Here is a 13,735-nt window from a genome sequence, read left to right as displayed (position 1 = left end):
GCGGGCCCGTTCGCGAAGCGCGGCGCCCGGGTCCGGAAGGTGGTCGAGGAGGCCGGCCGAGAAGCTGCCGTGCACGGACCGACCGGACGTCGGGTGATCCCGTCCCGCTTCCGGTGATCCCCGGCTGACGGCCGCCGCCGGGCTAGGGGATCGCGCGGACGACCACCAGTGAGCCCTCGTACGTGCTCTGGACCCGCAGGTGTCCGTACGCCTCGTCCCAGGCACCCGGTCCCAGGTCACGGCGCAGGGCCGCCTCGAAGCGCGCCGACCCGGTCGTCGACGCGGTCCCAGGCCGGGCACGCCTGCCGGACCGCCGGGTCGAGGAGCAGTTCCGGACGGCCGTAGTACGCCTCGTTGAACGCCTCGGTGCAGTCCAGCGGGATGGGCGCCGTCCGCACCGTGCCCGTGCCCCCCAGTGCGTCGGCGAGGTCCCCGACGGTGGGGTGGCGGCGGGCCTCGGCGTCGAGGACCTCCGGCGCGTACCGGTTCAGCCGGAAGTCCCGGACCAGGGCGGGGTCGCAGGTGGGGATCACCACGGGCCCCCGCCCTCTCCGCCGCTCGCCCCGCCCGGCGGTTCCCGCCGCCGGAACCCTCGCGACCCATCCTGCATCTACGAAGTGAATTCGACAACAGCCTGGCATGTGCCTGGTCGAATAGCTGCTGAGCCTCGCATATGAGCTCATGCCGCAGGACGTGGCGCCACGGTGCGCCTGCACGTGGCCGAAACGCGTCGAACCCGTCGATCCTTCCCGCAGGTGCACTAAACTGGCGGGCTGTTTGGCGCTGTACCCGAGCAACCCGGGTGAAACCGGGATCTTCCGACAACCCGGCCGTGTCCGGGTGCGAGACGTGAGGGCCGATGGCAGCCACACCCGAACACGGTGAACTCACCCTGATCGACGACCGCACGACGGCCGAGGAGGACGGGCGCACGGAGTCCGGGAAGTCCGCCCGGTTCCGCGCCGGTCCCGCGGCCCCGCCCCGCACCCTCGTCGACGTCTTCGACGCCTCCGTGCGGGCGTACCCGGACGAGCTCGCCCTGGACGACGGCACCGCCCGGCTGACCTACCGGTCCCTGGCCGCCGAGGTCGAACGCCGCCGGCGCGCCCTCGCGGCCGCCGGGATCGGCCTGGGCGACCGGGTCGGCGTCCGCGTGCCGTCCGGCACCAACGAGCTGTACGCGTCGGTCCTCGCGGTGCTCGCCGCCGGCGCCGCTTACGTGCCGGTCGACGCCGAGGACCCCGACGAGCGCGCCGCGCTGGTCTTCGCCGAAGCCGGGGTGCGAGCCGTACTCGGAGCCGGGCAGCGCATCGAGGCGTTCGAGACCCCGGGAGCCGGGGGAGCCGCAGGGACCGGGGGAGCCGCGGAAGTCGTAGAGACCTCCGGTGCCGCGGAAGCGGCCGTGGCCGCCGGTCCGGCGCAGGACCGGGCGGCCCCCGCCGCGCGCCCCGGGCCGGAGCACGACGCGTGGATCATCTTCACCTCGGGCTCCACCGGCAAGCCCAAGGGCGTCGCCGTCACCCACCGCAGCGCCGCCGCCTTCGTGGACGCCGAAGCGGCGCTGTTCCTCACCGACGAGCCGATCGGGCCCGGCGACCGGGTCATGGCGGGCCTCTCCGTCGCCTTCGACGCCTCCTGCGAGGAGATGTGGCTGGCCTGGCGGCACGGCGCCTGCCTCGTGCCGGTACCCCGCTCCCGGGTGCGCAGCGGCGCCGACCTCGGCCCGTGGCTGGTGGAGCAGGAGATCACCGTCGTCTCCACCGTGCCCACCCTGGCCGGGCTCTGGGAGCCCGACACCCTCGACGAGGTCCGGCTGCTCGTCTTCGGCGGCGAGGCCTGCCCGCCCGAGCTGGGCCGGCGCCTGGTCACCGAGGGCCGCGAGGTCTGGAACACGTACGGTCCCACCGAGGCGACCGTCGTCGCCTGCGCCTCGCTCCTGACCGGCCGGGACCCGGTCCGGATCGGCCTGCCGTTGAACGGCTGGGAACTGGCCGTGGTCGACGGGTCCGGCGAACCGGTGCCGATGGGCGGCAGCGGCGAGCTCGTCATCGGCGGCGTGGGCCTGGCCCGCTACCTCGACCCGGACAAGGACCGGGAGAAGTACGCCCCGCTGGACGCCCTCGGCTGGCAGCGCGCCTACCGCAGCGGCGACCTCGTCCGCGCGGAACCGGACGGCCTGGTCTTCCTCGGCCGCGCCGACGACCAGGTCAAGCTCGGCGGCCGCCGCATCGAGCTGGGCGAGGTGGACGCCGCACTCCAGGCCCTGCCCGGAGTGAGCGCCGCGGCGGCCGCCGTCCGCACCGCGCGCGGCGGCGCCCAGCTGCTGGTCGGCTACCTCGTCCCCCAGGACGGCTGGGACCGGGCCGCGGCCCTCGAACGGCTGCGGGCCGCCCTGCCCGCGGCCCTCGTACCGCTGCTTGCGCCCGTCGACGCGCTGCCCACCCGCACATCCGGCAAGGTCGACCGGGACGCGCTGCCCTGGCCCCTACCCGACCAGGAGACCGCGACCGGCCCCGCCGCGCAGCTGCACGGCACCGAGGCCTGGCTCGCCGAACAGTGGCACGAGACCCTCGGCGTGCCCGTGACCGGCGCCGACGACGACTTCTTCGCGATCGGCGGGGGCAGCCTCGCCGCCGCCCGGCTCACCACCCGGCTGCGCAGCCGCTACCCGGGCGTGGCCGTCCTCGACATCTACCAGCAGCCCACCCTGCGCAAGCTCGCCCGCCGGCTGGAGAAGTCCGCCCAGGAGGACGCCGCGGCCCGGCCCGTCGCCCCCGTCCCCGCCCGCACGCAGCTGGCGCAGTGCCTGCTGCTGCTCCCGCTCGCCACCCTGGTCGGCCTGCGCTGGACCGTGGCCCTGCTGGCCCTGGGCAACGTCCTGCACCGGTTCGGGCCCTATCCGTGGGCGCCGACCGCCTCCTGGTGGCTGGTCGGCGCCGGTACGGCCCTGTTCTTCAGCCCCCCGGGCCGGCTCGCGATCGCCGCCGGCGGCGCCCGGCTGCTGCTGCACGGCGTCCAGCCCGGCCGCTACCCGCGCGGCGGGAGCGTGCACCTGAGACTGTGGACGGCCGAGCGGCTCGCCGAGTGCGCCGGCGCCACCGCGCTCACCGGGTCCTGGCTGGAGCGATACGCCCGGGCCCTCGGCGCCAAGGTCGGCCCCGACGTGGACCTGCACTCCCTGCCTCCGGTCACGGGCCTGCTCAAACTGGGCCGCGGCTGCGCCGTCGAGTCCGAGGTCGACCTCGCCGGGCACTGGCTGGACGGGGACCGACTGGTCGTCGGCCCGGTCAAGGTCGGTGCCGGGGCGGTCGTCGGCACCCGCAGCGTGCTCTTCCCCGGGGCTCGGGTCGGCAAGCGGGCCGAGGTGGCCCCCGGCTCCGCGGTGACCGGGCAGATCCCGACCGGCCAGCGATGGGCCGGGGCGCCCGCGGTCAAGGTCGGCCGCGCCAAGCACAACTGGCCCCGGGAGCGCCCGCCCCGGTCGGTCCACTGGCGCGCCATGTACGGGGTCACCGGCTTCGGGCTGACGTTCCTGCCGGTGGCCGCCGCCGTGCCGGCGCTGTTCGTGGCCGGCCGGTTCGTGCCCGCCGACGCCGGGCTCGCCCGGGCGCTGGGCGGAGCACTGCTCGCAGTGGTGCCGGGTGCTCTCGCGTACGGCTGCGCGTACGCCCTGCTGGTGCTGGTCTCCGTACGCGCGCTCAGCATCGGACTGCGCACCGGGAGCCATCCGACGCACAGCAGGGTCGCCTGGCAGGCCTGGACGGTCACCCAGCTGATGGACCTCTCCCGGGGCAGGCTCTTCCCGCTGTACGCCGGGCTGATCACCCCGGTGTGGCTGCGGCTCCTCGGCATGAAGGTCGGCCGGGGTGCGGAGGTGTCCACCGTGCTCGCCCTGCCGAGCCTCACCACCGTGGGCGACGGCGCGTTCCTCGCCGACGACACCCTGACCGCGCCCTGCGAGCTGGGCGGCGGCTGGGTGCGGATCGGCCACTCCGAGATCGGCCGCCGGGCCTTCCTCGGCAACTCGGGGATGACCGCCCCGGGTCGCGCCGTGCCGGACGACGGGCTGGTCGGCGTACTGTCCGCCACCCCCAAGAAGGCCAAGAAGGGCAGCTCGTACCTGGGCCTGCCGCCCGTGCGGCTGCCCCGGTCCGCGGCCGACGCCGACCTGAGCCGCACGTACGACCCGCCCGCGCGGCTGCTGTGGGCGCGCGGCGCGGTGGAGCTGTGCCGGCTCGTCCCGGTGTTCTGCTCGGCCGTGCTGGCCGTCCTGGCCGTGGCCGCCCTGAGCGCCGCGGCCGCGGCGGGCGGCCCCGGCCCCTGGGGCGCGGCGCTGCTCTCCGGGGTGGTCCTGCTCGCCGCGGGCACGGCCGCCTGCGCGGTCGCGGTGGCCGCGAAGTGGCTGCTGGTGGGCCGCCACCGGCCGGGGGAGCACCCGCTGTGGAGCGGCTTCGTGTGGCGGGGCGAGCTGGCGGACACGTTCGTCGAGGTCCTGGCCGTGCCGTGGCTGGCCGGATCGCTGTCCGGCACGCCGCTGCTGGTGCTGTGGCTGCGCGGCCTCGGGGCCCGCATCGGCCGGGGCGTGTGGTGCGAGAGCTACTGGCTGCCGGAGACGGACCTGGTCGTGCTCGGTGACGCCGTCAGCGTGAACCGCGGCTGCGTCCTGCAGACACACCTCTTCCACGACCGGATCCTGCGGACGGATACTGTGATCCTCCGCGAGGGCGCCACCCTGGGCCCGGGCGGAATCGTCCTGCCGGGGAGCACGCTGGGGGCGCGCAGCACTCTCGGCCCGGCCTCCCTCGTGATGGCCGGGGAGTCCGTCCCCGCCGACTCCCGCTGGCTGGGCAATCCGATCGAGGCGTGGCGGTCGTGACGGGCCGCCGCGGGCACCGGGCGGCAGGGAGCGGAAGCGTCAGTGAACGGCCAGCAGACAGCGGGATCCGACCCCTACTTCCCGGACAACGGTGATCCCCGTTACCGCGTGCACCGGTACGAACTCGCCGTGGAGTACCGTCCCGGCCCCAACCGGCTGACCGGCACAGCCCGGCTCAGCGCGATCGCCGGGCGGGCGCCGCTCCCCGAGTTCCACCTCAACCTGGCCGACTTCCGGCTCGGCCGGGTGCTCGTGGACGGCCGGGTCCCGCACTACAGCCACCGGGCCGGCAGGCTGCGGATCCGGCCGGCCAAGCCGCTGCACGCCGGGGCCGCGTTCACCGTGGAGGTCACCTGGTCGGGCAACCCCAAGCCGGTGCGCAGCCCCTGGGGCGGCCTCGGCTGGGAGGAGCTGACCGACGGGGCGCTGGTGGCCAGCCAGCCCGTCGGGGCGCCGTCCTGGTACCCGTGCAACGACCGGCCCGCCGACAAGGCCGCGTACCAGCTCTCGGTCAACACGCCGTCCGCGTACACGGTGGTGGCCGGCGGCCGGCTCCTCACCCGCACCACCCGGGCCAGCACGACCACCTGGGTGTACGAGCAGCCCGCGCCCACCTCCAGCTATCTGGTCGGGCTGGCCATCGGCACCTACCAGATGGTGCTGCTCGGCGACCCCGGCCTCGGCGGCGTCGCGCAGAGCGCGCACGTGCCGCCGCACCTGCTGCCGCGGTTCTCCCGGGACTTCGCCCGGCAGCCGGCCATGATGCGGCTGTTCGGGGACCTGTTCGGCCCCTACCCCTTCGGTGAGTACACGGTCGTCATCGCCGACGAGGAACTGGACGTCCCCGTGGAGGCCCAGGGCATGTCCCTGTTCGGCGCCAACCACGTGGACGGCGTGCGGGGTTGGGAGCGCCTCGTCGCCCACGAGCTCGCCCACCAGTGGTTCGGCAACAGCGTGACCATCGCCGACTGGCGGCACATCTGGCTGAACGAGGGCCTCGCGAAGTACGCCGAATGGCTCTGGTCCGAGCACTCCGGCGGCCGCACGGCCCACCAGCTGGCGGCCGCGGCGCACCGGCTGCTGGCCGCGCAGCCGCAGGACCTGCTGCTGGCCGACCCCGGCCGGAAACTGATGTTCGACGACCGGCTGTACCAGCGCGGGGGGCTCGCCGTCCACGCGGTCCGCTGCGCCCTGGGCGACGCGGCGTTCTTCCCCATGCTGCGCGACTGGGCGGCCGTGCACCGCCACGGGGTGGTCACCACCGCCGCGTTCACCGGCCACGTGGCGCGGCACGCGCCCCGCCCGGTGGACGGACTGCTCGCCGCCTGGCTGTTCGAGCCGGCGCTCCCGCCGTTCCCCGCGCCGCCGGAAACCGTGCCCCCGCGGAAGGGGGAGCGCTGATTCCAGCCGATGGCCGAATTTGTTCCGTGGGGCTCCGGGATTCCTTCATGGCCTGGGCAATCCGTGTGGAGAACGCGCTGTCCGGTCGGCAGGGAAGGGGGGATTTCGAGTCCTGGTAGGGGTCGGATCTAGGGGTACTCGAGGGATTGTTGCTCTGCTAGACATGAGATCAACGGAACGCGTGTGCGGAAGCAGGGGAACGCCGGATCTGAAGATCGATCCTGCGTGCTGCGTCCGGACCGGAAAACGGAGTTTTCATCCCCTTGATCGACATGCAGAATGCCGACGGCTGGATCCGCCGCTATCACGCCGCGGACGACAGTCCGATCCGATTGGTCTGCCTGCCGCACGCCGGCGGATCGGCCTCCTTCTACTTCCCCGTGTCCCAGGCCCTCTCCCCGGCGGTGGACGTCCTGTCCGTGCAGTACCCCGGACGCCAGGACCGCCGACACGAGCCCGGGTTCACCGACATCGGCGCCTACGCCGACGCCCTGACCAGCGCACTCCTGCCCTGGGTGGACAGGCCGCTCGCCCTGTTCGGCCACAGCATGGGCGCCGTCCTCGCCTTCGAGGTCACGCGCAGGCTGGAGCGCGACCACGGCATCGACCCGGTGCGCATCTTCGCCTCGGGGCGGCGTTCACCGTCGAGTTTCCGCCACGAAACCGTGCACCTGCGCGATGACGACGGCATCGTGGCCGAAATGCGGGAACTCAGCGGAACCGACGCCGCGATTCTCGGCAACGAGGAGATCCTCCGCATGGTGCTGCCCGCCATTCGGAGCGACTACACCGCCATCGAGAACTACCGCGCCGCCGCCGAGGACACGGTGAAGGCACCCGTCACCGTACTCACCGGCGAGTCCGACCCCCGGACCAGCAGTGAGGAAGCGGACGCCTGGGAAGGCCACACCCGCGGCGCGTTCGACATCCACCGTTTTCCCGGTGGCCACTTCTTCCTCGCCCAGCAACAGGCGCAGATCCTGAAGATCATTTCAGCGGAACTCGCGGCGGCCACCCGGAAGGGGTGAGCCGCGCTCCGGGCCGGGCCGCATGACCAACGGCCGGCCCGAAGGCGAACGGACGAGGCGGGTTCCACGGCCGGGCCGGACAGTCCTCCGCACCGGAGGACATCCGAGCCCCGACCTCACCCGCCCCGCCGGACCGGCGGGCCACGAGGAGGCGCGACGCAGTGCAGTGCAGGACAAGTTCACAGAACCCGGGGGAAAGGGACGCACAGGTGGCAAGGCTGGTCGAGCGCGAGAAGCAGTGGGACACGCTGACCGACCTGCTCGGCAGCGCGCGGCGGGGCCGCGGACGCGTCGCGGTGATCAGCGGGCCCACCGCCGCCGGGAAGACGGCCCTGCTGGAACACTTCACCGAACAGGCCATCGCCGAAGGGACGCTCGTCCTCGAAGCCGCCGGCTCCCGGCCGGAGCGTCACCTGCCCTTCGGCATCCTGCGCCGCATCCTCGACAGCGCCGCACCCCTGGATCCCGCCGTCCACGCCGAGGCCACCGCCCTGCTCGACGCGGTGGCCGCGCCCGCCGCCGGTGCATCCGCCGCCGACACCACCGGCGGCACCGAGGCCGGCATGCGGGTCCTGCCGCACGTGTGCGCCCTGCTCCTGCGGATCGCCCGGGACCGCACCCTCGTCATCGCCGTGGACGACGTCCACCACGGCGACGAACTCTCCCGCGCCTTCCTGCTCTGCCTGGCCCGCCGGGTCCGGCAGGCCGGCGTACTGATCGTCCTCACCGAGGCCGTGCGGCTGCTGCCCGCCCAGCTCGCGTTCCACGCCGAACTGCGGCGCCAGCCCAACTGCACCAGCGTCCGGCTGCCCCTGCTCACGGCGGACGGCACCGCCCGCATCCTCGCCGACCACTTCGCGACCGCCGCCGCCCAGCGGCTCTCCGCCGACTGCCAGGAGGCCACCGGCGGCAACCCGGTCCTGGTCAACGCCCTGCTGGAGGACGGCCTGGCCGCCCTCGGCGACAGCGAGCCCTTCCAGCCGCTCGCCCCCGCCGAGCACTTCGAACGCGCCCTACTGGACTGCCTCCACCGCGGCGACCCCGAGATCCCCGCCGTCGCCCGCGGTATCGCCGTCCTCGGCGACGCCCCCCCGCCCGCCCTGCTCAGCCGTATCACCGGCGTCCACATCAAGGCCGCCGAACTGGCCGTACAGGACCTGAACCGGTGCGGGATCCTCGGCGACGGCGCCTTCCGCACGCCCGCGACCCGCGCCGCCGTCCTGGCGGCCACCCAGCCCGGGGAGCTCGCCGCCCTCCACGGACGCGCCGCGCGCCTGCTGCACCAGGACGGCGCGCCCGCCCTCGACGTCGCCCGCCACCTCCTCGCCACCCGCAGACCGGCGGACGAGTGGGCCATCCCCGTCCTCCAGGAGGCCGCCGAGTACGCCCTCGTCGAGGACGACCCCCAACTGGCCCTGCGCTGCGGGGAACTCGCCGTCGACTCCTGCCCCGAGGGCCCCCGGCGCACCGCCCTGAAGTCCCGCCTGGTGAGCATCGTCTGGCGCAGCAGCCCGGTCGCCGCCGAAGGCCACCTGCGGCAGCTGTCCCGCGAGTTCTGCGCGGGCCGGCTCACCGACCGCGACCTCCTCCACGCCGTCAGCTGCCTGGCCTGGATGGGCGAGGCCCGCCAGGCGGGCGAGGAGGTGCGCCGCCTCCAGGCCGCCGCCGAGGAGGCCCGGGACGCCGGCCTGCCCTTCTCGTACGACCCCGACACGCTCGCCGCCGCCCAGAGCTGGCTCTCCGTGGTCAGCCCCCCGGTCCGGGAGGCGTTCCCCGGCGCCGGCCTGCCGGGCACCCACCGGCCCGGAGCGCCGCGCACCCCGGCCGGGACCGCGGCCGCCCGCACCCCCGCCCCGTACGACATGCCCGACGACGCCCACCTCCCGGCCGTCGAGGCCATGCGGACCGCCCTGCGCGGCGGGCAGGGCGAAGCGGCCGTCGCCGAGGCCACCCGGGTGCTCCAGCGCTACCACCTCAGCGACCGCACCCTCATCCCCCTCGTCCTCGCCGTGCTGGCCCTCGTCTACGCCGGCCGCCTCGACCTCGCACTCACCTGGACCGACCGGCTCCTCGGCGAGTGCTCCGCCCGCAACGCACCGACCTGGCAGGCAGCCCTCGGCGCGGTCCGTGCCGAGGCCGTCCTCAGGCAGGGCGACCTGTCGGGTGCGGCCGCCCAGGCCCGCCAGGCCATGTCGCTGATATCCGTGCAGTGCTGGGGCGTGGGCATCGCCCTGCCGCTCGCCGTCCTCATCGAGGCCGAGACCCAGATGGGCAACCTCGAAGAGGCCATGAACCTCCTCGAACAGCCCGTGCCCGAAACGATGCTGGAAACCCAGATCGGGCTGCACTACCTGCGCGCCCGGGGCCGCTGCCACCTCGCGACCGGCCGCTACCACGCCGCCCTGCGCGACTTCCTCACCTGCGGCGAGCTCATGCAGGGCTGGGGCATGGACGCCGTGGAACTCGTGCCGTGGCGGCTGGACGCCGCCGAGGCCTGGCTGGCCCTCGGCAACGTGCCGCGCGCCCGGGAGTACGTCGAGCAGCAGAAGCAGCGGGAGGCGGGCGCCGCCGGCAGCCGCACCCGCGGAGCCCTGCTGTTCGCCCTCGCCCGCACCAGCGGCGACCTCACGTACCGGCTGAAGCGCCTCACCGAGGCCGTGGAGACCCTGGAGCAGGGCGAGGACCGCATCCAGCTGGCCAGGGCACTGGGCGAGCTGGGCAGCGGCTACCGCGCGGCCGGGGACTTCAACCGGGCCCGGATGCTCGTCCGCAAGGCCTGGCACGTCGCGAAGTCCTGCGGGGCGCAGCCGCTGTGCCAGGAGTTCACGCCCGGCCAGGGCGACGGCGAACCCGTCACCGCGGGGCGGGAGGCCGCGGACCCGCCCCGGGAGGCCGAGGTGCTCTCCGAGGCGGAGGCCCGGGTGGCGCTCCTCGCGGCCCGCGGCCACACCAACCGGGAGATCGCCGGCAAGCTGTACGTCACCGTCTCCACGGTCGAGCAGCACCTGACCCGGATCTACCGGAAGTTGCAGGTCAAACGGCGGCGGGACCTGCCCGCCCGGCTGTGGGACCTCAGCCTGCCCGGCATCGCCTGAGCCGCGGCCGGACACCCCCACCGCCCCGGCCCGCGCCCCTGAGCACGACCCGCCCCCACCCGGACCTTGAGGGGCCGGTAGGGGATGCGGGCCGACACCGCCGGACCATACGGTCGGGGAGGACAGGCGCGCCCGTCGGGCGTCGAGGCCCCGCAGGTGTCCGAACACCCAGGCCCCGGAAAAGGGGGGCGAGGGAGCCGTTTGCACCGGGCCGCCGGGAAGCGCCGCGAAGACCGAGGAGCATCGCATGTGCGGCATCGCCGGCTGGATCGCCTACGAACGCGATCTGGCCCAGGAGACCACCACCCTGGACGACATGGTCCGGACGCTGACGGGACGGGGTCCCGACGCCGGAGGCAGCTGGATCGACGGCCCCGCCGCCCTCGGCCACCGCCGGCTCGCCATCATCGACCTGGAGGGCGGCGTCCAGCCGATGGAGGCCGCCACCCCCGACGGCCGCGTCGCGCTGACCTACAGCGGCGAGGTCTACAACTTCCGCGAGCTCCGCGAGGAACTGCGCGGCCGCGGCCACCGCTTCCGGACCTCCAGCGACACCGAGGTCGTCCTCCACGCCTACCTGGAGTGGGGCGAGGCGATGGCCTCCCGCCTCAACGGCATGTACGCCTTCGCCGTCTGGGACGGCCGCGCTCGGAAGCTGGTCATGGTCCGTGACCGGATGGGCGTCAAGCCGCTCTTCTACCACCGCACCGCCGACGGGGTGCTGTTCGCCTCCGAACCCAAGGCGATCTTCGCCAACCCGTTGGCCAAGCCCGTGGTCAGCGCCCGCGGCCTGCGCGAGTTCATCGCCTTCAACCGGCCGCCCGGCGAGACCATCTGGGACGACGTCGTCGAGGTGGTGCCCGGCACCGTCGTCACCGTCGACCGCGCCGGCATCCGCAGCCACACCTACTGGCGGCTGGAGAGCCGCGAGCACACCGACGACCTCGACACCACGGTCGAGCGGGTGCGGGAGCTCCTGGAGGACACCGTCGCCCGGCAGCTCGTCGCCGACGTGCCCACCTGCGTCCTGCTGTCCGGCGGCCTCGACTCCAGCGCCATCACCGGCCTGGCCGCCGCCCACCGGGCCACCGAGGGCCGGCCGCTGCACACCTTCGCCGTCGACTTCACCGGCGAGTCCACCCACTTCGTACCGACCGGCGTGCACGGCAGCCGCGACGCCGACTTCGCCTCCGCGATGGCCCGCCACGCCGGCTCCGAGCACACCGACATCGTGCTCGACCCGACCTCCCTCGCCGACCCCGACGTACGCCGCCAGGTCGTCATCGCCCGGGACAGCCCGGCCGGCCTCGGCGACATGGACGTCTCCCTCTACCTGCTCTTCCGGGCCATCCGCGAACGGTCCACCGTCGCCCTGTCCGGCGAGGCCGCCGACGAGGTCTTCGGCGGCTACGGATGGCTGCACAACCAGGCGGTCCAGGAGGGCGACACCTTCCCCTGGATCACCGCCGGCATGATCGGCGCCACCCCCAACACCCAGCCCGCCGAGATGTACAACCTCGACACGCTGATCGCCCTCAACCCGCTGGAGGCCCTCGCCGACCACTACGCGACGGCCGTCGCCGAGGTCGGCCGCGTGGACTCCGAGACCCCCCGCGAGCACCGCATGCGCGTGCTGTCGTACCTGCACCTCACCCGCTTCCTGCGGATGATGCTGGACCGCAAGGACCGCATGAGCATGGCCGTCGGCCTGGAGGTCCGCGTGCCGTTCTGCGACCACCGCCTCGTGGAGTACGTCTACAACACGCCGTGGTCGATGAAGACGTACGACGGCCGGGAGAAGAGCCTGCTGCGCGGCGCGACCAGGAGCCTGCTGCCGCAGTCCGTCATCGAACGGGTCAAGAGCCCCTACCCGGTCGTCCAGGACTGGCGCTACGCCGAGGCGCTCCAGCAGCACGCCAAGCAGCTCGTCGGTGAGGACGGCCCGGTCTTCCAGATCGTCAGCCGGGACTGGCTCGCCGAGTCCGTGAAGGCGGCCCCCGAGACCCTGAGCGGTGCCGCCCGCAACGGCCTCGAGCGGGCCCTGGACACCGCGATCTGGCTCGACGCCTACCGGCCCGAGATCCGCGTGTAGCGCCCGGGCCTGGCGCCCGGGCGGCCACGCGGCTCCGGACGACGGCGAGGGCCGGCGGGGAGAACCCCGCCGGCCCCTGCCGCATCAGCTCCGGCCCTGTACCGCTCAGCGGCGGGCCAGTTCCTCCAGCCGCGGTACCAGCGACGCCGGCGTCGGCATCGACTCGATCTCGGCCCGGACCTCCTGCGCCACCAGGGCCGTCTTCTCGTCCGTGATCAGCCGCGTGAGCAGCTCCGCGTCCAGGTCCTCCGCCGAACGGCTCAGGCCCAGGCCCCGGTCCTGCACGCACTGGGCGTTGATCCCGCGGTCCGCGCCGTCCGGCAGCACCAGCTGCGGCACGCCCGCGTTGAGCGCGGCCAGTGTCGTCCCGGCACCGCCGTGGTGAACGGCCGCATCGCAGTTCTCCAGCAGCTTCGCCAGCGGCACCCAGCCCACGACCCGCACGTTCTCGGGCAGTTCGCCGAGCTCGGCCGTCTCGACCTCGCCCAGCGCGAGTACGAACTCGGCGTCCACCTGCGGGGCGGCGGCCACGAGCCGCTGGACCGGGCCCAGACCGTTCACGTGGACCGTCGCCGTTCCCAGGGTGACACCGATCCGTGGTCGGCCCGACCGCTGTTCCAGTACCCAATCGGGCAGCACGGCACCGCTGTTGTACGGCACCGGCCGCATCACCCAGCCGTCGACCTCCGGCTCCACCATGCTCTGCGGAGCGATGTCGATCGTCGGTACGCGGTCCGGGACGCTCGCCACACCGTGCCGGGCCATCGTCTCCGACATCATCGCCACGGTCAGTTGGCGCAGCGGAGTCGCCCGTACACAACCGAAGTTGTGCTGGACCGCCGGGATGCCCAGACGCTCCGCAGCGATCAGGCCGGCCACGAAGATCTGCTCGTACACGATCAGGTCGGGGCGGAACGCGTCGGCGGTCTTCATGATGCCGTCGGCGAGGGCGTCGTTGAGCCGGGCGAACAGTCTCAGCCCGTCCGTCGGATCGATCTCGCCCGGCTGCCGAAGCCGTGCTATCAGCTCCCCGCACTCCGTCTGGAGGAACTCCTCCAGGTGGAAACCGGGGTAGACGTCGGCCACGTGCAGACCGGCGTTCGCCGCCTCCAGCGCGTCGCCCGAGCTGGCGACCAGGACGTCATGACCGGCCGAGCGCAGAGCCCAGGCCAGCGGAACCGTCGGGAACAGGTGCCCGACGGCCGGGTAAGTCACTAACAGAACACGCATGGGAAGGCTTCCT

At 74.0% G+C, this 13,735-nt stretch carries 7 protein-coding genes; 5 read left to right on the top strand and 2 right to left on the bottom strand.

What is annotated here, in order from left to right; translation table 11 throughout:
- Positions 1-236 precede the first annotated feature (236 nt).
- On the bottom strand, positions 237-536 hold the full coding sequence (locus ACSHWO_RS02985) for a hypothetical protein (protein ID WP_438309930.1): 300 nt from the start codon (positions 534-536) through the stop codon (positions 237-239).
- Positions 537-859: 323 nt separating this feature from the next.
- On the opposite strand from ACSHWO_RS02985, the gene ACSHWO_RS02980 reads away from it, so the two are divergent.
- The 5 genes from ACSHWO_RS02980 to asnB all read left to right on the top strand — a co-directional run bounded on the left by ACSHWO_RS02980 (position 860) and on the right by asnB (position 12,492).
- Positions 860-4,876 (top strand): Pls/PosA family non-ribosomal peptide synthetase, encoded by a 4,017-nt coding sequence (locus tag ACSHWO_RS02980; protein WP_438309929.1) that lies wholly within the window; start codon positions 860-862, stop codon positions 4,874-4,876.
- Positions 4,877-4,918: 42 nt separating this feature from the next.
- Positions 4,919-6,277, top strand: a complete 1,359-nt coding sequence (locus ACSHWO_RS02975) for a M1 family metallopeptidase (RefSeq protein WP_438309928.1) — start codon at positions 4,919-4,921, stop codon at positions 6,275-6,277.
- Between the two features lie 272 nt (positions 6,278-6,549).
- A complete protein-coding gene (locus ACSHWO_RS02970) occupies positions 6,550-7,305 on the top strand; it encodes a thioesterase II family protein (protein WP_438318889.1) in 756 nt (251 codons plus the stop codon).
- Between the two features lie 209 nt (positions 7,306-7,514).
- Complete coding sequence (locus ACSHWO_RS02965; protein ID WP_438309927.1) at positions 7,515-10,400, top strand: AAA family ATPase; 2,886 nt, start codon at positions 7,515-7,517, stop codon at positions 10,398-10,400.
- Positions 10,401-10,647: 247 nt separating this feature from the next.
- Positions 10,648-12,492: an asparagine synthase (glutamine-hydrolyzing) gene (gene asnB, locus ACSHWO_RS02960; protein WP_438309926.1), complete on the top strand. Its 1,845-nt coding sequence runs from the start codon at positions 10,648-10,650 to the stop codon at positions 12,490-12,492.
- Positions 12,493-12,597: 105 nt separating this feature from the next.
- On the opposite strand, the gene ACSHWO_RS02955 is transcribed toward asnB, so the two are convergent.
- Entirely contained in the window at positions 12,598-13,722 is a 1,125-nt protein-coding gene (locus ACSHWO_RS02955) for a nucleotide disphospho-sugar-binding domain-containing protein (protein WP_385803863.1), read from the bottom strand.
- Positions 13,723-13,735: the final 13 nt, after the last annotated feature.

Origin of the sequence: Streptomyces pallidus (ex Mingjun et al. 2026) (assembly GCF_051550185.1) — a bacterium.
Taxonomy (GTDB): Bacteria; Actinomycetota; Actinomycetes; order Streptomycetales; family Streptomycetaceae; genus Streptomyces.
This window is presented reverse-complemented; position numbering and strand designations above follow the sequence as displayed.